Annotated in this window: 17 protein-coding genes and 1 pseudogene; 5 read left to right on the forward strand and 13 right to left on the reverse strand. The window is 73.6% G+C overall.

Going from position 1 to position 18605, the window contains the following annotated elements; translation table 11 throughout:
- Nucleotides 1-5: 5 nt before the first annotated feature.
- From OO62_RS26040 to OO62_RS26060, 5 genes are all read right to left on the reverse strand, one after another.
- Nucleotides 6-998, reverse strand: a complete 993-nt coding sequence (locus OO62_RS26040; RefSeq protein WP_033270019.1) for a zinc-dependent alcohol dehydrogenase family protein — start codon at nt 996-998, stop codon at nt 6-8.
- A complete protein-coding gene (locus OO62_RS26045; protein WP_033270020.1) occupies nt 995-1843 on the reverse strand; it encodes a carbohydrate ABC transporter permease in 849 nt (282 codons plus the stop codon). Before OO62_RS26045 ends, OO62_RS26040 begins: the two co-directional genes overlap by 4 nt.
- Complete coding sequence (locus OO62_RS26050) at nt 1840-2817, reverse strand: carbohydrate ABC transporter permease (RefSeq protein ID WP_033270021.1); 978 nt, start codon at nt 2815-2817, stop codon at nt 1840-1842. Before OO62_RS26050 ends, OO62_RS26045 begins: the two co-directional genes overlap by 4 nt.
- Nucleotides 2798-4177, reverse strand: a complete 1380-nt coding sequence (locus OO62_RS26055; RefSeq protein ID WP_033270022.1) for an ABC transporter substrate-binding protein — start codon at nt 4175-4177, stop codon at nt 2798-2800. The genes OO62_RS26050 and OO62_RS26055 overlap by 20 nt, the downstream gene beginning before the upstream one ends.
- A gap of 198 nt (nt 4178-4375) precedes the next feature.
- Entirely contained in the window at nt 4376-5137 is a 762-nt protein-coding gene (locus OO62_RS26060; protein WP_033270023.1) for a DeoR/GlpR family DNA-binding transcription regulator, read from the reverse strand.
- Between the two features lie 291 nt (nt 5138-5428).
- Here OO62_RS26060 and OO62_RS26065 point away from each other — a divergent pair, with 291 nt between their 5' ends.
- On the forward strand, nt 5429-5836 hold the full coding sequence (locus tag OO62_RS26065; protein WP_228332394.1) for an STAS domain-containing protein: 408 nt from the start codon (nt 5429-5431) through the stop codon (nt 5834-5836).
- Between the two features lie 108 nt (nt 5837-5944).
- Here the strand turns inward: OO62_RS26065 and OO62_RS26070 are convergent, their stop codons facing one another.
- On the reverse strand, nt 5945-7153 hold the full coding sequence (locus tag OO62_RS26070; protein ID WP_033270025.1) for a sialidase family protein: 1209 nt from the start codon (nt 7151-7153) through the stop codon (nt 5945-5947).
- Between the two features lie 102 nt (nt 7154-7255).
- A complete protein-coding gene (locus tag OO62_RS26075; RefSeq protein ID WP_033270026.1) occupies nt 7256-8176 on the reverse strand; it encodes a LysR family transcriptional regulator in 921 nt (306 codons plus the stop codon).
- A 247-nt stretch (nt 8177-8423) separates the two neighbouring features.
- Here OO62_RS26075 and OO62_RS26080 point away from each other — a divergent pair, with 247 nt between their 5' ends.
- The 3 genes and pseudogenes from OO62_RS26080 to amaB form a co-directional block, all read left to right on the forward strand.
- Nucleotides 8424-9617: an NAD(P)/FAD-dependent oxidoreductase gene (locus tag OO62_RS26080; RefSeq protein WP_051733601.1), complete on the forward strand. Its 1194-nt coding sequence runs from the start codon at nt 8424-8426 to the stop codon at nt 9615-9617.
- A 36-nt stretch (nt 9618-9653) separates the two neighbouring features.
- Nucleotides 9654-11093, forward strand: coding sequence for a 2-oxoadipate dioxygenase/decarboxylase (gene hglS / locus OO62_RS26085; protein ID WP_051733602.1), 1440 nt, complete (start codon nt 9654-9656; stop codon nt 11091-11093).
- Nucleotides 11094-11333: 240 nt separating this feature from the next.
- Nucleotides 11334-12692: pseudogene (amaB, locus tag OO62_RS26090) on the forward strand (L-piperidine-6-carboxylate dehydrogenase); the annotation flags it as partial.
- Nucleotides 12693-12699: 7 nt separating this feature from the next.
- Here amaB and OO62_RS26095 read toward each other — a convergent pair.
- Together OO62_RS26095 and OO62_RS26100 are read right to left on the reverse strand one after the other, a co-directional pair.
- Entirely contained in the window at nt 12700-13455 is a 756-nt protein-coding gene (locus OO62_RS26095) for a hypothetical protein (RefSeq protein ID WP_033270027.1), read from the reverse strand.
- 3 nt (nt 13456-13458) lie between these two features.
- Entirely contained in the window at nt 13459-14103 is a 645-nt protein-coding gene (locus tag OO62_RS26100; protein ID WP_033270128.1) for an RNA polymerase sigma factor, read from the reverse strand.
- Nucleotides 14104-14164: 61 nt separating this feature from the next.
- Between OO62_RS26100 and OO62_RS26105 the strand changes: the two genes are divergently transcribed.
- Nucleotides 14165-14863, forward strand: a complete 699-nt coding sequence (locus OO62_RS26105; protein ID WP_228332393.1) for an SAM-dependent methyltransferase — start codon at nt 14165-14167, stop codon at nt 14861-14863.
- Nucleotides 14864-14940: 77 nt separating this feature from the next.
- Here OO62_RS26105 and OO62_RS26110 read toward each other — a convergent pair whose 3' ends face one another.
- The 4 genes from OO62_RS26110 to OO62_RS26125 form a co-directional block, all read right to left on the reverse strand.
- Nucleotides 14941-15366: a PTS-dependent dihydroxyacetone kinase phosphotransferase subunit DhaM gene (locus OO62_RS26110; protein WP_033270028.1), complete on the reverse strand. Its 426-nt coding sequence runs from the start codon at nt 15364-15366 to the stop codon at nt 14941-14943.
- Nucleotides 15363-15932, reverse strand: a complete 570-nt coding sequence (dhaL, locus tag OO62_RS26115; RefSeq protein WP_033270130.1) for a dihydroxyacetone kinase subunit DhaL — start codon at nt 15930-15932, stop codon at nt 15363-15365. The genes OO62_RS26110 and dhaL overlap by 4 nt, the downstream gene beginning before the upstream one ends.
- A gap of 244 nt (nt 15933-16176) precedes the next feature.
- Nucleotides 16177-17169: a dihydroxyacetone kinase subunit DhaK gene (dhaK, locus tag OO62_RS26120; protein ID WP_033270029.1), complete on the reverse strand. Its 993-nt coding sequence runs from the start codon at nt 17167-17169 to the stop codon at nt 16177-16179.
- Between the two features lie 287 nt (nt 17170-17456).
- Nucleotides 17457-18572, reverse strand: coding sequence for a PP2C family protein-serine/threonine phosphatase (locus OO62_RS26125; RefSeq protein ID WP_228332623.1), 1116 nt, complete (start codon nt 18570-18572; stop codon nt 17457-17459).
- Nucleotides 18573-18605: the final 33 nt, after the last annotated feature.

Genomic DNA, 18605 nt, shown 5'->3' on the forward strand with positions numbered 1-18605 from the left:
CCGGCTCACGGCCGTACCTGGATCTTGCGCCCCTCCCCGGCCCGGAACCGCGCCAGCGCCTCCGCGTACCGGTCCAGCGGGAGCCGGTCGCTGATGAAGACCTCCGGGTCCAGAACCCCCGCCGCGAACAGCTCGGCGGCGCGTTCGTAGCTGTGCAGGACGGCCATCGAACCGGTGATGGTGATCTCCTGGTTGTAGATGCGGTACGGCTCGATGGTGGCGCGGGCCGCGTAGTCGGCCACGCCGAACTGGAGGAAGGTGCCGCCCTTGCCGACCCGGCCGAGCGCGTCCTGGATGGCACGCTCGTTGCCGGTGGCGTCGATGACCACGTCCCAGCCGCGCGGGCGGTCCAGCTCGTCGGCCGAGCCGGCCGCGTTGCTGCAGCCCAGCGTGCGGGCGGTGGCCAGCCGCTCAGGGTTGATGTCGATGACGTCGACGCCGGCCGCGCCGGTGCGCTTGGCGAGTTCCAGCATCATCAGGCCCATGGTGCCGGAGCCGTAGATGAGGACCTGGCTGCCCAGCTGCTGGGAGCGCAGGATGTCGTAGCCGCGGACGGCGCAGGACAGCGGCTCGATCAGCGCCGCGTCCTCGGTGCGTACGTGGTCGGGCAGCTTGACGCAGTTGGCGACGGGGGCGACCGCGAACTCGGCGGCGCCGCCGGCCGTGGTCACGCCGATCGCGGCCCAGCGCTCACAGAGGTTGTTGCGGCCGAGGCGGCAGTAGTGGCACTCGTAGCAGTAGAGGGAGGGGTCGACCGCCACCCGGTCGCCCTCGGCGAGTTCGGTGACCGCGCTGCCGGTGGCGACGACGGTCCCGGCGAACTCGTGGCCCGGCACGACCGGCAGGGTGGGCGCGAACTCGCCCTGGAGGATGTGCAGATCGGTGCCGCACAGCCCGCAGGCGGCGACCGAGACCACGACCTCGCGGGGGCCGGGGGTGGGGTCCTCGACGGTGGTGACCTCGACCTTGCCGGGGGCGCTGATCACTGCGGCTTTCATTTCACGGCTCCAAGCGACAGGCCCTGGACGAGTTTGTCCTGGGCGGCGAACCCGGCGACGATCACCGGGAGGGAGATGACGGTGGCGGCGGCGCACACCTTGGCCAGGAACAGGCCCTGGCTGGTGACGAGTCCGGTCAGGAACACCGGCGCGGTGCCGGCCACGATCCCGGTCAGCACCCGGGCGAACAGCAGCTCGTTCCAGCTGAAGATGAAGGAGATCAGGGCGGTCGCGGCGATGCCGGGCATGGCGACCGGCGCCACGATCCGGGTCAGCGTGGTGGTCAGGCCCGCGCCGTCGATCGAGGCGGCCTCCAGCATCTCCACCGGGACCTCGGCGAGGAACGAGCGCATCATCCACACCGCGATCGGCAGGTTCATCGAGGTGTAGAGGAGGACCAGCAGCCAGATGCTGTCGAGCATCCCGGCGTTCTGGGCAACGAGATAGACCGGCAGCAGCCCGGCCACCAGCGGCAGCATTTTCGTGGAGAGGAAGAAGAACAGCACGTCGCTCCACTTGCGTACCGGCTTGATCGCCAGCGCGTAGGCGGCGGGGACGGCCAGGACGAGCACCAGCAGCGTGGAAACCACCGAGGCGGTCAGCGAGTTGATCAGCGGTGGCCAGGGGCTGACGCCACCGCCCCCGCCGAAGAACTCGCGGTAGCCGTGCAGACTGAGTCCGGCGCCGACGCTCGGCGGGTTGGTCGCCGCGTCCGTCTCGCTGTGGAACGACGTCAGCACCATCCAGGCGACGGGCAGGAAGAAGGCGATCCCGCAAAGCCAGGCCACCAGGCCCAGCGCACTGCCGGTCCGCCGCCGGCGCGGGGCCGGGGTCGTGACGCTCATCGGGTGACCTCCTCGCGCAGCAGGGACGACACGGTGCGCAGCGCGAAAGTGGCCACGACCAGTGAGCACAGCACCACGACGACGCCCTGCGCGGACGCCCGTCCGTAGTCGTGGGCCTGGTAGAAGGTCTGGTAGATGGTGTACGGCAGGTTGGCGGTGCCCAGGCCGCCGGAGGTGATGGTGAACACCGCGTCGAAGTTCTGGACGACGTACACGGTGCCCAGCAGCGCGGCCAGTTCGAGGTAGCGGCGCAGATGCGGCAGGGTCAGGTAGCGGAAGACGTCGAAGGCGGAGGCGCCGTCCATCCGCGCCGCCTCGATCGCGTCGCCGGCCCGGCTCTGCAGACCGGCCAGCAGGATCAGCATCATGAACGGCGTCCACTGCCAGATCAGTGACACCTCGACCGCGGCCAGCGGCGAGTCGGTCATCCAGTCCGGCTGCGGCGGGCTGTCGCTGCCGAACAGCCGCCATATCCAGGTCAGTACGCCGTTGAGCAGCCCGTACGAGGCGTTGTACAGCGCGTGCTTCCACAGCAGCGCGGAGGCCACCGGCACCACCAGGAACGGCGTGATCAGCAGGGTCCGTACGATGCCCCGGCCCCGGAAGCTCCGGTCCAGCAGCAGCGCGAGGCCCAGCCCCAGCAGCAGGCTGACCAGCACCACGGTCACGGTCAGCAGCACCGTGGTGCCCACCGAGGACCGCATCGCGGGGTCGGTGAAGACGGCCCGGTAGTTGTCGAAGGCGGCGAAACCGCGGTTGTCGGGCGCCAGCGCGTTCCACCGGGTGAAGGAGATCACCACCGTTGCCACGAACGGCAGTTGGGTGACGATGACGAGGAAGACCAGCGCGGGCAGCAGCGGCGCCCGGCGGGCCCAGTCCTTGGCCCGCTCGGTGCGGCGGGCCCGGGCGGCGGGCGCAGGGCCGGCCGTCCCGGCCGCGGTGCCCCGGGGCGGCTCAGTGGTTTGCGTAGACATCGGACACCTCCTGCGCCAGTCGCCGGCTCTTGGCCAGGGCCTCGGGCACGCTCTGCTTGCCGGCGATGGCCGCGCTGATCTCGTGGGAGACCTTGGTCCCCAGGTCGGAGAACTCCGGGATACCGACGAACTGGATCCCGGGCGCCGGGCGCGGCTGCACGCCGGGACTGCCGGGCCGGGCCGAGCTGATCGCGTTCCTGGTGGCCGCGGCGAACGCGCCCGCGGACTTCAGGTACTCCGGGTCGCGGTAGAGCGACGCCCGCTTGCCGCCGGGCACCCGCGACCAGCCCAGCTCGCGCCCCACCAGCCGCTCGTAGCCCTTGCCGGACGCCCAGCGGATGAACCGCCACGCCGCGTCCTGGTGCTTGCTGGCCTTCTGCACGCCCCACGCCCAGGTGTACAGCCAGCCCGCGTCGCGAGTCCGCTCGACCGGCGCGGGGGCGTAGCCGACCTTGCCGGCGACCTTGGACTCACCGCTCTCCAGCGAACCGGCGCCGGCGGTCGCGTCGTACCACATGGCGACGTTGCCCTGCTGCATGTCGTTGAGGCACTCGGTGTAGCCGGCCTGCGGAGCGCCCGCCTCGCCGTGCTTGCGGACCAGGTCGACGTAGAACCGGGTGGCCCGGGTGAACTCCGGGCTGTCGACCCCGGTCCGCCAGTCCTTGGTGAACCAGGTGCCGCCGAAGGTGTTGACGACGGTGGTCAGCGGAGCGGCCAGCTGGCCCCAGCCGGGCTGGCCGCGCAGGCAGATGCCTTTCAGGCCCTTGCGGCTGCCGTCCAACTTGGCTGCCATCGCGGCGACCTGGTGCCAGGTGGGGTGGGCCGGCATGGTCAGCCCGGCGGCCTTGAGGAGGTCCTTGCGGTACATCAGGAACGAGGACTCGCCGTAGAACGGCTCGGCGTAGACCTTGCCGTCGGCGGCCGTGAGTGAGGAGCGGAGCGGCGGCAGGATGTCGCCCTGGTCGAACGCGCGGTCCTGGGCGGCGCGCTCACCGAGCGGGGTGAGCCAGCCGTTGCGGGCGTAGATGGGTGTCTCGTAATTGCTGAGGCTGGCCACGTCGTACTGGCCGGCCTGGCTGGAGAAGTCCTGGCTCATCTTGTCGCGCAGGTCGTCCTCCGGCAGCACGGTGAAGTTCACCTTGATGCCGGTGTCCTTGGTGAAGTGCTCGGCGGTCAGCCGTTGCAGGTCCACCATCTGCGGGTTGTTGACCATCAGGACGTTGATGCTCCTGCCGCCGTCGTTGCCCGAGTCGCCGGCACCGCGGTAGCAGCCGGTGGCGGACAGCGAAAGGGCCAGGGCGACGGCGGTCAGCGCGCTCGCGCGGGGGCCGCGGCCCGCTCCGGGGGATCTTGCTCTCACGGCTCTTGCCTCTCTGGGGACGGATAAGCGGTGTCGCGGGACGGGGTGATATCTCGCTCATGACCGGACATGCGGCGTCGTGCCGCGGGTACGGCCGGGGACCGCGCGACGGCCGGGGGACGCGGCCCTCGTGCGGCGGCTGTGGAGGTGGTAGGGACGGTCGTACGGGGGCCGGTCGTCCGGCCGGCCCCGCCCGGATCAGACCCGGAGCACCTGCGGCCCCAGGAGGGAGTAGCGGTGGGCCTCCGGCGCGGACAGCCCCGCGTCGGTGACGATCGTGTCGAAGTCGCTGACCTCGGCGAACCGGCAGAAGCTGCTGGCGCCGAACTTGCTGTGCACCCCGACCAGCACCCGCCGCCGCGAGGAGCGGACGGCCTGCTCCTTCACCTCCGCGACCGCCGGATCGGGGGTGGTCAGGCCGTGCTCGCGGGAGACGCCGTTCGCCCCCAGGAACGCCAGGTCGATCACGAACCGGGCGAGCATGTCCCGGGCCCAGGAGCCCACCGTCGCCTGCGTGCCGGAACGGACCCGCCCGCCGGCGAGCAGGACGGTCGTCGACTCGGACGCCGAGACCAGCGACGCGGTCCGCAGCGACGCCGTGATCACCGTCAGCGGGCGGTCGGTGGGCAGCAGCATCGCGACCAGCTCCGGCGTGTAGCCCTCGTCGACGAACACCGTCTCGGCCTCGCCCACCAGCCCGGCCGCGGCTGCGGCGATCCGGCGCTTCTCGGCCACCTGGAGGGTCTCCCGGCGGGCCAGCGTGGTCTCGAAACCGGCGCTCTCGACGGGATACGCCGCGCCGTGCGTGCGCCGGATCAGGCCCCGGCGCTCCAGCTCGCTCAGATCCCGCCGTACGGTCTCGCGGGCCACTCCGAACTCGGACGCGGCATCGGCGACCTCGACCCGGCCGGACTGCCGGGCGAGCGCGAGGATGCGGTGCTGGCGTTCCTCAGCCCTCATGCGTTGACTCCTGCCCGATTTCTGGGTTTTTCCCGGCTTCCGTTCGGTCACGGGACTGCCCGTTTCCGCCCGCCTCAGGTTTATAGCAAGCGAGACCCTCCGCACGGCTGCCCGTTACCGCAGAAAAGCTGCCCGTTTCTGCCCGCTTCCGGCCCGCAATCGTGGGCCCGCGGGCCGCGCGGCCGTCCGTACGGCTCCGTGACCGCGTCCGCAGCCCCCGGGGCCCCGCTGCTCGCACGCCGACGGGTCGCCGCGGTGGTGCGGTGCGCAACGGCGCTTAGTCTGGACGGCATGAGCTCGGAGATGCGGTCGTTGGCGGTCACTGCGATCGTGCAGGCGGAGGAGTGTGCGGTGCTGCGGGTCAGTGGAGAGCTGGACCTCCGCACCGAACAGGACTTTCTCGCCGAGGCCCGGTCGGTGGTCTCGGCCGGCCACCGCTTCCTCGTCCTCGATCTGACCGCCCTGCGCTTCTGCGACTCCCGCGGGCTCAGCTGCCTGCTGGCCCTGGAGTGGCTGTGCCGGCGGCTGGAGGGCCGGCTGCTGCTGGCGTCGCTCGGCGTGCGGATGCTGCGGCTGCTGATCGGCACCCAGTCCCTGAACGTCTTCTCCTGCTACCCCACCGTCGGTCACGCGCTGGCCGCCGTCCCCGACAGCAGCCGTCCGGCCTGGCCGCCCGCGACGGAGGACCCGTCCGTGTGAAGCGCCGGTTCACCCGGATGACGGCCGGCACGCGGCACCTTCGAGGCGCGGGGACGGCCGGCCCGCGGGAGGATCAGGACGCCGGGGGATCGGAACGCGCCAGGCGGATCATGGCCGGGCCCGACCCCGCCCCGCCGGGCACGCCCCGACCCCCAGCCAGGCGCCGTCGAACCGGGCGAAAGTGATCTTCCGGTAGGGCCCGGACTCGTAGAGCAGCCCGAACGTGCCGTCCGTGAGCCGGGTCAGCGTCGAGTAGGCCGCCGCGCCCCGCGTGACGGTCCGGGCGAGCGGCCAGGTCTCCCCGTCGTCGCAGGACACCCGCACGGTGAGGTTCTCCCGTGCGCCGGTGCTCGCCGTGTTGCTGAACAGCAGCCAGTGCGCGCGCGGCAGGCGGGCCGGCGCCGCCGGGTCGTAGCGCAGCAGCGAGGCGTTGTTGGCCGGGTCGATCAGCTCGTCGTCCACCGCCGGGGCGCTGTAGGTCAGACCGCCGTCGCGGGAGTACGCGACCAGCCGTCTGCTGACGCTGCTGGTGCGGCTGTTGAGCAGCACACGGCCGTCGGCCAGCTCGACCGTCTTGTTCTCGTCCATCCGCGGCCCCACCGGCGTCCCCAGGTGCCAGCTCGCCCCGTGGTCGTCGCTGTACGCGCTGGCCGCCCACATGCTGCCGTCGGCCTTGCGGAACGCATACTGCTGGAGCAGCCGGCCGCCCGCCAGCTGACTGCCGGCGCCGGACGAGGCGAAGATGCCGCGCCAGGAAGGGTCCTTGAGGTCACGGGTGAGGCGCCGGTGGCGCCAGCTGCGGCCGCCGTCGTCGGAAGAGCTGTAGTCGGTGTGCAGCACGCCGGTGCTGTCGGGTGCGTTGCCCGCCCCGGCACTGCCGAACCCGACGCCCTTCGGCGCGTACGCGTGGAACAGGAAGACCCGGCCGGTCGTCCGGTCCACCAGCAGGCTCGGATCGCCCGCGCCCACCCCGCCGTCGTAGTCCACCGCCGCCCGCGGGGCACTCCAGGTACGCCCCTGGTCGGTGCTCCGCCGCACCATCACGTCCACGTTCCCCGGCAGATCGGCGGCGCTGTCGTTGCGCCGGTCGTAGGCCGCGAGGAGGGCGCCGTCCGGCAGCGTCGCCAGCGCCGGGATGCGATAGGTGTGCGCGCCGCGCCCCGACACCGCCAGATCGGTGGACTCGAACAGGGCCGACCGGTCGGCGGCGCGGTGCGCCGGTGGGCGCGGCGCGGCCGCCGGCGCCGGCGGGACGGACCACAGACCGAGGCCGGCGCTCAGCAGCGCGGCCAGCGTGCGGGGGCGGACGGCCTTCACCGATACCTCCGGGGCGGGACGCGGTGGGGGCCGCTCCAGAGTGCGCGTCCCGGCCGCGGCGGGCCCGCCGGGCGGCCCCGTCGGGGTGACCCGCTCCGTCCCCTACGGGGTGGCGCCCTCCCGCAGCGCGTCGATCAGCGCCGCCACCGAAGGACGCCGGCGCGCCTCGGCGCCCACCGCCACCACGACGTGCCGGACGACCGACTCCCGCAACGGCACCGCGACGATGCCCGCCGAGCGCAGCCGCAGCATCAGCTCCGTCAGCGGCGCCACACCCAGCCCCGCCCCGACCATCGCCAGCGAGGTCGCGGTGTCGGTCACCTCGTGCGCCACCCGTGGCTCGAAACCGGCCCGCCGGCACACCGCGCGGACCGCCTGTCCGTAGTACGAGCCGGCCGCCGGCAGGATCCAGTCGCAGCCGGCGGCCTCCGCGAGCGGCACCGGCGCCGCGCCCGCGGACCCGGCCCGCGTCTCCCAGGGCGGCCGCCCCTCCGGCACGGCCAGCGAGAACCGCTCCGAGCGCAGCCGCACCAACTCCACCGCACCGTCCCGGACGAGCGGCGCGTCGGGGTAGTCCAGCCCGAGCGCCAGTTCCACCCGCCCGGCACACACCTCCGCATACGCCTGGTCCACCTCCACCTCACGGCTCTCCACCCGCACCCCCGGGTGCCGGGTGCCCAGCCGCCGCAGCGCCGGCGGCAGCAGCACGGCCGCCGCCGTACCGAAGACCCCCAGCCGCAGCCGCGCCCGCAGCTCGCCCCGGCCGCGCTCCAGCGCCGCCACCGCCTCGGCCTGCGCCGCCAGGATCCGCTCCGCGTGCACGGCGAGGGTGTGCCCGGCGTCCGTCAGCGCCACCCGCCGCCCGGTCCGCCGCACCAGCTCCGCGCCGGTGGCCCGCTCCAGCGCCGCGATGTGCTGCGACACCGCGCCCGGTGTGTAGCCCAGGGCCGCGGCCGCCGCGGTCATCGTGCCGCTGCGGGTCAGCTCCAGCAGCGTCCTGAGCTGCACGGCCGGCAGTTCCATGGCCGCACCCTACCCACGCGGCGGCGCACCACCCCGCCCCCGTGCGCCGCCTTGCCAAACCCCCCTGACGCCCAGAACCCTTAACAGATCGCGTCCAGCAACTGTGCATGGACGCGGCCCGTGTCCGCCCGGCAGCATCACCACCACGGTGCACGGCGCCGCACCGGAACCCGTACCCGCACCACCGTTCCTGTTCCCGCGTCCTCTCCCACTCCGTCCGGAACACGCGGACGGGAAGGCGGCCCGGATGACTCCCACCACGGCTTCGGCCGAAGCACTGGCCCCCCTCCCCGAGCAGGCCGACGTCGTGATCATCGGCGGCGGCGTCATCGGGGCGAGCATCGCGTTCCACCTCGCCGAGGCGGGCGTCGCCCGCGTCCTCCTGCTGGAGCGCGACCACCCCGCGTCCGGCTCGTCCGGCAAACCCCTCGGCGGCGTCCGCGCCCAGTTCTCCGACCCGCTCAACATCCGGCTCGGCCTGCGCAGTCTGGACGCCTGGCGGGACTTCGCCCGGCGGCCCGGCGCCGACGTCGGCCTCACCCCGGTCGGCTACCTCTTCCTCCTCGGCGACGACCGCGAACTGGCCACCTTCACCGAGGGGGTGCACACCCAGAACGCCCACGGCGTGCCCAGCCGCCTGCTCACCCCGCGCGCCGCCCACGCCCTGTGCCCCTACCTCGACCCGGCCGGCATCGTCGCCGCCGCCTGGTCACCCACCGACGGCTACGCGCTGCCCGGCGCCGCGGTCACCGGCTACCTGGGCGCGGCCCGCCGGCTCGGCGCGACCGTCCGCAGCCACTGCCCGGTCACCGCCCTCGACACCGCCGACGGCGCGCTGCGGGCGGTCCGCACCCCGCACGGCACCGTCCGCACCGACACCGTCATCTGCTGCGCCGGCGCCTGGTCCGGTGCCATCGGCGCGATGGCCGGCGTCGACCTGCCCGTCACCCCGCTGCGCCGGCAGATCGCCTTCACCGGCCCGCTGCGCCCGGCCCCGCCCCGCATCCCCTTCACCCTCGACTTCGACTCCACCCTCTACTTCCACGACGACGGCGCCGGCGGACTGCTGATGGGCTTCTCCGACCCCCGCCAACAGCCGGGATTCGGACGGGACTTCACCCGCGAGTGGCTGGACCCGTTCCGCGCCGCCGCGGCCCGCCGGGCGCCGGAGCTGGCCCGCCTTCCGGTCGTCGGCGGCTGGGCCGGCCTCTACGAGATGACCCCCGACCGCAACGCGCTCATCGGCGAGGCCGCCCGCCCCGGCCGGTTCCTCTACGCCACCGGCTTCTCCGGCCACGGCTTCCTCCAGGCCCCCGCCGTGGGAGAGCTGGTCCGCGACCTCTACCTCGGCCGCGAACCGTTCCTCGACATCGGTCCGCTCGCCGCCACCCGCTTCGACGGCGAGGCCCACGCGGCCCGGCCCGAGGCCCACATCATCTGACCCCCACCCGCCCGCCACCCCGCCCCGGAGCTGCGTATGGTCCCCACCTGGCAACTGCGCGCCGCGTTCGCCCAGCGGCTGTCCGCCATGTACGGCACCGAAGTCCCCGCGTACACCACGCTGCTGGAGGTCGCCGGACAGGTCAACGACGAGGTCGCCGCCCGCGACCCGGACGCCGCCCGGTTCGGCAGCATCGACCGGGTCACCGCCGAGCGCCACGGCGCCATCCGGGTCGGCACCCCGGAGGAACTCCGGCAGGCCGCCCAGATCTTCGCCGCGCTCGGCATGCACCCGGTCGGCTTCTACGACCTGCGGGACGGGGAGGGCGCGGTACCCGTCGTCTCCACCGCTTTCCGGCCGACCGACCCCGACGAACTGGACCGCAACCCCTTCCGGGTCTTCACCTCGCTGCTGACCACCGGCGACCGCCGCTTCTTCGACCCGGACCTGGAAGCCCGGCTCGACGCCTTCCTCGCCCGCCGGCAGCTCTTCCCGCCCGAACTCCTCCGCCTCGCCGAACGCGCCGAGGCGGACGCCGGACTCCCCGCCGACCAGGCCGAACGCTTCCTGACGCAGGCGGTCGCCGCGTTCGAACTCTCCCCGGAGCCCGTCGACCGCGCCTGGTACGCCGAACTGGAACGGGTCTCCGCCGTCGCCGCCGACATCGGGGGAGTCGCGGCCACCCACATCAACCACCTCACCCCGCGCGTCCTGGACATTGACGCCCTCTACCGCCGGATGGGCGAGCGCGGCATCACCATGATCGACCGGATCCAGGGGCCACCCCGCTGGGACGGCCCCGACGTCCTGCTGCGCCAGACCTCCTTCCGGGCGCTGGCCGAGACCCGCGCCTTCCGCGAGCCCGACGGCAGCGTCACGCCCGGCTCGCTACGGGTCCGCTTCGGCGAGGTCGAGGCGCGCGGCGTCGCCCTGACCCGTGCGGGCCGGGCACGCTACGACCACCTCATGGCCGAGACGGACCGCCGGATGGCGCTGCGCCCCGACGCCGACCGGCAGGAGACCGCCCGCAGCCTGTGGCAACGGGGCTTCCCCGGCTCCGAACACCAACTCGCCGTCAGCCACCAGGCGTTCTTCACCTACCGCCCGGTGGCCGGGCGGCCCCGGGACGGCCGGTGCCCGCCCGCCGACCTGACCGGACTGCTCACCCACGGATGGCTCACCGCCCACCCCGTCGTCTACGAGGACTTCCTGCCCCGCTCCGCCGCCGGCATCTTTCGCTCCAACCTGACCGGCGAGGGCACCCGCGACGCCGACCTGGCAGGCACCCCGTTCGACGCGCACCGCCTCGCCGAGGCCGTCGGGCGGCCGGTGCACGACCCGTTCACGCTCTACGCCCGGCAGCAGGATCGTTCGCTGCGGCAGGCGCTGTTCACGCTCCAGGCGGGCGCCGCGCTCCGCGCCCTGGACCACGGCGAACTGATCGACACCACACCGACCGGCCGAGGTGACCGGTAGCGAACCGACCGGCACCGCACCCGGCACCACCACCGCGGACCGCCCGTGACCTTCGAGCCCTGACCGTCCGACCCCGACCGCCACCCGCCACCGGACACCCGTCACCCGTCACCCGCCACCCGACCCGAGGAGCCCGACATGCCCGCCGCCCCCCCCCCCCCCCCCCCCCCCCCGCCCCCCCCCCCCCCCCCCCCCCCCGGCCCCCCCCCCCCCCCCCCCGGCGCCCGCCCCCCCCACGCGGCGATCGCCGAGGCGCACCGCACGTTCCAGGACTGGCGCACCGTGCCCGCCCCGCGCCGCGGCGCACTGGTCAAACGGCTCGGGGAACTCCTCGCCGCCCACCGGGAGGACCTCGCCGACCTCGTCACCATCGAGGCCGGCAAGATCCGCTCCGAGGCGCTCGGCGAGGTCCAGGAGATGATCGACATCTGCGACTTCGCGGTGGGCCTGTCCCGCCAGCTCTACGGGCGCACCATCGCCGGCGAACGCCCCGGCCACCGGCTCTCCGAGAGCTGGCACCCGCTCGGCGTGGTCGGTGTCGTCTCCGCCTTCAACTTCCCGGTCGCCGTGTGGTCCTGGAACACCGCCGTCGCCCTGGTCTGCGGCGACACCGTGGTGTGGAAGCCGTCGGAGCTGACCCCGCTCACCGCCCTGGCCTGCGACGGACTGCTCGCCCGGGCCGCCGCCGACGTGGCCGCGCCGGCAGGGGTGCACCGGCTGCTGCTCGGCGCCCGGGAGTGCGGCCGGCGGCTGGTCGACGACCCCCGGGTGGCGCTGGTCAGCGCGACCGGCTCGGTCGCCATGGGCCGGCAGGTCGCGCCCCGGGTGGCGGCCCGCTTCGGCCGCTGCCTGCTCGAACTCGGCGGCAACAACGCCGCCGTGGTCACCCCCTCCGCCGACCTCGACCTCACCGTCCGCGGCATCGTCTTCTCCGCCGCCGGCACCGCCGGCCAGCGCTGCACCACGCTGCGCCGGCTGATCGTCCACGAGGACATCGCCGACCGCCTCCTGGAGCGCGTCGTGCACGCCTACGGGCAGCTGCCGCTGGGCGACCCGTTCGACCCGGCCACGCTCGTCGGCCCGCTCGTCAACCCGGCCGCCCACACGGCGATGTCCGAGGCGCTGGCCGCCGCGCAGCGCGCCGGCGGCAAGCTGCTGACCGGCGGTGAGCGGTGCCTGGCGGACGCCGCGCCGGACGCCGCCTACGTCCGGCCGGCGGTCGTCCGGATGCCCGAACAGACCGACATCGTCCGCACCGAGACCTTCGCGCCCATCCTGTACGCCCTGACCTACCGCACCCTCGACGAGGCCGTCGCCCTGAACAACGACGTCCCGCAGGGCCTGTCCTCCAGCATCTTCACCGGTGACCTGCGCGAAGCCGAACGCTTCCTCGCCGCCGACGGCTCCGACTGCGGCATCACCAACGTCAACATCGGCACGTCGGGCGCGGAGATCGGCGGTGCCTTCGGCGGCGAGAAGGAGACCGGCGGCGGCCGGGAGTCCGGTTCCGACGCGTGGCGCGCCTACATGCGCCGCGCCACCAACACCGTCAACTACTCCGCCGACCTCCCGCTCGCCCAGGGCGTCAACTTCCTCTGAGGAACCGTCAGTTGGGCCGGCCGAGGTCCTGGACGAGGGTGGGGGAGGGGCGCGGGATCTCCCCGAAGTCCTCGTCGTCACCGTCCACCACAAGCCGGTTGATCACGTTCTCCAGGGCCGTCGGCAAGGTCGGGGCGAGCCCGCTGTGCCACTGCACGAGCAGGTTGTGCCGGGCCGCGTCCGGCAGCAACTGCCGCTCGTCGAACGCCGCCGCGGACCGGCGCTCCTCGTCGGGGGCGTGGGCCGCCTGCTCCCGCCAGTAGGCGGCGTCGCGGTACTCGCCGTTGCGGCGGTGCGAGAGATACAGGCAGTAGGCCGCGGTCCGGCTGCCGGCCCCCGCGCCGAAGTGCCACCAGAAGTGCGCCGCGTCGTCGCGCCCGGTGATGTGCAGCAAGCAGGCGAAGACCAACGCGCCCTCGGGGTCGATGTGGTGGTCGTTGACCAGCCGCTCCAGGCTGGCGGCGGCCGCCGCGGCGTTGACGACCAGCGCGCACGCCAGCTGGAGTTCATGGGTGGCCTCGTCGCGGGCGCTGGGGTAGGCGCTGGGCGCCCCCCGGTCGGTGCGGGCCGGCAGCACCGCCACCCCCGCGGCCTGCGCCGCGCCGGGCCGCGCGGGTCCGGCGGGCACTTCGAGACCGCCGAGTGCCCCCTTGTCGTCGAGATCGCAGAAACCGGCCAGGCCCTCGATGCCGGACACCGCGGCGGCGGCACTCAGCAGCGTCTCGACGGTCTCCCGGCGGCCGGCCGGACGGTGGTGCACCATGGTTCAGTTCCCCCTGCAGTTTCCCTGATCGATGCCGAGCGCCGCGGCGAGCTTGCGCTTGCCGCGGCTCGCGTAGGAGCGGACGGAGACCTCGTCGACGCCGAGCAGCGCGCCGATCTGGGCGTCGCTGTAGCCGATGACGTGCCGCAGCACGATCACGTCGCACTGCCGCTCCGGCAGTCTGGCGATGGCCGCGTAGAGACCCAACTGGCTCTCCAGCATGGCGAATTGCTGCTGGCACTCGCGCAACAGGGCCTGGGTGACGACGGCGAACGCGGCGGTCTCGGTGAGCGCGGTGGGCTGCTGGTGGTCGTAGAGCCACTCCACCACCCGCTCCTTGAGCACCGACCACGCGTACGCCTCCACCGACGCCTGCCGCAGCGCGTGCGCCCACAGCTGCCCGAGCTGCTCGTAAGCCGCCAGCGTGACCTCGCGGGCCGCGGTCTCGCTGCCCGTGTGGAGGTAGGCGTACGTCAGCCACTTGCGGGCGTGCGTGGCGAGGAACGCCTCGAACGTTATGGACAGTTGCCGGTCGGACGAGACCGGTACGAAGGACCGGGGTGGGCAGCGGGCGAGTGCGGCTAACTCCGCAGTACGGGCGTGCGCCGGGGCGCACGCCGGCAGAAGTCGGTCCCGGTCTGCGCTCACGAGCAGTCCTCGTTCCGTTTGCCGTGCACCGCTGACCGGGCCCCGAGGTGCCGGCGGCAGCGTGCTGGGCGTCTTCCCCGCCGCGCTGGTCGCCGCGCGCATCAACCGCGAGTTCATGCACCGGGCCACCCGCTTCCTGGCCGAAACCGGTCTGCGGCAGTTCCTCGACATCGGCACCGGCATCCCCACCGGCCCCAATCTCCACGACATCGCCCAGGCCGTCGCCCCCGACGCCCGGGTCGTCTACACCGACAACGACCCCATCGTCCTCGCGCACGCCGCGGCCCTCCTGCTCAGCACGCCCGAGGGCCGCACCGCCTACGTCCAGGCCGATGTCACCGACCCCGAGGGCATCCTCGCCGCACCCCGGCTCCGCGACACCCTCGACCTGACCCGCCCGGTCGCGCTCAGCCTCAACGCCCTGATGCACTTCGTCACCGACGACGGCCGGGACCGGGCCCACGCCATCGTCGAAACCCTCAAGGCCGCACTCCCCAGCGGCTCCGTCCTCGCCATGACCCACGCCACGGCGGACTTCGACCCCGAGGCGATGCGGAAGATCAACGAGATCTACGCGGACGCCGGGACCGTCCTGCAGTTCCGCTCCCGCGCCGCCTTCCTCCGCTTCTTCGACGGCTGGGAGCTGCTCGACCCGGGCGTCACCCTCTCCCACCAGTGGCGCCCCGACCGCCCCGAGGACGCCACCCACGTCACCGACGCGGAGGCCGCCTGCTACGCGGGCCTGGCCCGCAAGCCCTGAGCGGGAGGGCCGGCCGACGCGAAGCAGCCCCGCGCCTGCCGCCCGTGTCGCCGGCGGCCCCCCGACGCCCGCCGCGGTCACTCCTTCCGGTAGCCGTACGCCTCCCCGGCAGCCGCCGCGACCGCGTCCAGGTCCGCCCCCGTCGAGGCGGTCACCACCGCGGCCACCGCCCCCTCCACGAACGGCGCGTCCACCAGCCGCGAGCCCTCCGGGAGTTCGTCGCCCTCGGCGATCAGGGCTTTGACGGTCAGCACCGCGCTGCCCAGGTCGACCAGGAGCGCCACCCCGGCGCCACGGTCCACGCTCCGCGCCGCCTCGGCGATCAGCTCCGAACTCGTCCCCAGGCCACCGTCCGGCGTACCGCCCGCGGACGCCACCGGCGCCCCGGCAGCGGCCCCGGCCAGGCCGCGCGCCAGCGCCGCCACCGAGTCGGCGACCGGGCCGCTGTGCGACACCAGCACCACCCCGACCAGCGACTCGCCGGCCGCGTCCGCCGCGCTCACTTCGCCACCTCCGCGAGCGCCGCGAGCAGCAGCGCCGACGAGGCCGCACCCGGATCCTCGTGCCCGATGCTGCGCTCGCCCAGATAGCTGGCCCTGCCCTTCCTGGCCTGCAGCGGTACGGTCGCCACCGCACCTTCCTGCGCCGCCGTGGCCGCCGCCTCGAACGAGGTCTCCAGCGCCGCCACCCCCGGCACCAGCGCGTCGAGCATCGTCTTGTCACCGGGCGCCGACCCGCCGAGCTGGCCCACCGCGTCCACCCCGGCGCTGAGCCCGGCCCGCAGCTCCTCCGCCGACACCTGCGCGGCGTCGCCCAGCGCCTTCCCGGTCCGCCGCAGCAGCGTCCCGTACAGCGGCCCGGCCGCTCCGCCCACACTTGAGATCAGCTGCCGCCCGGCCGCGGTCAGCACGGCGCCGGGCGTTTCCGGGGCCTCGCCCTCGGTCACCGCCTTCACCACGGCCGCGAATCCCCGCTGCATGTTGGTGCCGTGGTCGGCGTCACCGATGGCCGAATCCAGCTCGGTGAGCCGCTCCGCCTCCCGGTCGACGGCGGCGGCCGCGGCCGTCATCCAGCGTACGAAGAACGCGGCATCCAGGGCCGTTTCGGACACGGGCTACTCTCCTTCGGTCGTGAGCTCATTGATCGACGATGCCGGCACTGCTTCCCCGCCGGGCACCGGACGAACCCCGGACACCGGGCGAACCCCGCACCCCGGTGGATGCCGGCAGGGCCCTGGTCCGGACCGGGGCGCCGGCCGGCCCCGGCTGCCGGCGGACGGACGCCCGGAACGGCTCCCCGGGCGCCGACGGGCCTCACCGTCCCCAGCGGAGCCCGGCCGTCTCCACCGGTGCGTCCCACAACCGCAGCAGCTCCCCGTCCACCTGGCACAGCGTCACCGAGACGCCCGCCATGTCCAGCGACGTCACATAGTTCCCGACGAGCGTACGGGCCACCGCCACGTCCCGCTCGTCCAGCACCCGGCGCACCTCCGCATTGAACCCGTACAGCTCCAGCAGCGGCGTGGCCCCCATGCCGTTCACCAGCACCAGGACCGGCAGCCGCGGATCCAGGTCCTCCAGTACCGCGTCCACCGCGACGTCCGCGATCTCGTGCGACGTCATCATCGCGCGCCGCTCCCGCCCCGGCTCACCGTGGATCCCGACCCCCAACTCCAGCTCACCGGCCGGAAGATCGAACGTCGGGCTGCCCTTGGCCGGCGTCGAACAGGCGCTGAGCGCCACCCCGAAGCTGCGCGAGGACTCCACCACCTGCCGCGCCAGCGCCTCCACCCGCTCCAGCGGCATCCCCTCCTCGGCCGCCGCCCCGGCGATCTTCTCCACGAACAGCGTCGCCCCCGTGCCGCGCCGCCCCGCCGTGAACGTCGAGTCATTCACCGCCACATCGTCATTGACCAGCACACTGGCGACCTGGATGCCCTCGTCCTCCGCCAGCTCCGCCGCCATCTGGAAGTTCAGCACGTCCCCCGTGTAGTTCTTCACCACGAACAGCACGCCCTTACCGCTGTCCACGGCCGCCGCGGCCCGCACCATCTGATCCGGCACCGGCGAGGTGAACACCTCCCCGGGGCACGCCGCGTCCAGCATCCCCGGCCCGACGAACCCCCCGTGCAGCGGCTCGTGCCCGCTCCCGCCCCCGGACACCAGCGCCACCTTGTCCGCCACCGGCGCGTCCCGCCGCACGATCACCCGGTTCTCGGCGTCCACCACCAGTTCCGGGTGCGCCGCGGCCATCCCGCGCAACGCGTCGGCGACCACGGTCTCGGCAACGTTGATCAACATCTTCATGAGTACCTCCTGGTGAGATGAGCGGTCGAGCCTCTGGCCTGTGCCTTCCCAGGTCCGGAGCAGGTATCTGGAGCAGCTGTCGGATGTTCTCGATGCGGACGGCCCCCGGCGCTCGGGAGCGGAGTACGGCGGGGCCGCTCCCGGCCCGGCGCCGACGCCCCTGACGAGCGGTCAGCACCCGTACGGGACGCGGCGCCACCCCGCAGGCAGTATCTGCGCTCCCGGCTTCAAGGTCACGTGACGCGAAGAGAGCGCGTCCCGGGGCGACCCGGGCCGGGTGCGGGCGCTCAGTGGCGGATGCCGTCCGCACGCCGGAAGGTCCCGAGGCGGTGGCGGGCCTGGGGCGCCGGTGTGCGCTGGATCGCGATGAGGGCGGCATCGTCGTCGAGATGACCGTGGCAGTGGGCGAGGAGGTCCAGCCGGAGGTGGTGCAGGAGCGACTCCGGATCGCACGACGTCCAGTTGGCGACGCGTTGCGCGAGCGGATAGAAGGCACCGTTGCGGTCGCGGGCCTCGGTGACGCCGTCGGTGTACAGCAGGAGCGTGTCACCGGCCGCGAAGACGATCTCGTCGGTGGTGTAACGGTCCGGCCCGGACCCGCTCATCCCGCCCATTCCGAGCGGAGGCGCCGGATGGAGGCTCGGGACGGTCGTGACCCGGTGCCGGCTCAGGAGCAGCGGCGGGGGGTGCCCGCAGTCGGTCATCCGGGCGGCCGGCTCCTCGTGCGGGATCTCCAGCAGCAGCGCGGTGATGAAGTGTTCCGGGATGTCGCGGTCGGACTCGATGAAGTCGGTCAGGTAGCGCCCCACGCTGCGGTCCAGCGCGGCGGCCAGCGCCGGCAGCGTCGGGTGCTGGTGCGCCGTCTCACGGAACGCGCCGAGCAGCAGGGCGGACTCCCCGATGGCGGCCAGGCCCTTCCCGCGGACGTCCCCGATGATCATGCGGGTCCCGGTGTCGGTGCGCGTCGCGGTGTACAGGTCGCCGCCGACCTCGGCCTCCTCCTCGGCGGCCAGATACAGGGACGCGATGTGCAGCGGGCCGATCCGGTGGGGGAGCGGACGCAGCAGCGCCTTCTGCGCCGCCTCGGCCACCGACCGCACCTTCGCCAGCTCCTGCTGACGCCGCTCCCGCACCACACAGAAGAACACGATCATGGCCGAGAGCACCGACAGGGCGAGGATCTGGATCATCACATTGCGCTCGGTGAAGAGCACGCCGAAGTGCAGGCCGATGTACGCCTGCGCCATGACTGCCAGTAGCCCGATCGCCCCCGTGCGCCACGGGCCGGCGAAGGAGGCGGTGAGCGCGGGGGCGACGACGAGCAGGGGGCCCAGATGGACGTCGGCGGGGACGTTGAGGTCGAGAATCGTGATACCCGCGATGAGCGCAAGGGGGATCACCAGCAGTGCATGACTGGGTTGCCACGGCTGCCACAA

Origin of the sequence: Streptomyces lydicus (genome assembly GCF_000717345.1) — a bacterium.
Taxonomy (GTDB): Bacteria; Actinomycetota; Actinomycetes; order Streptomycetales; family Streptomycetaceae; genus Streptomyces; species Streptomyces lydicus.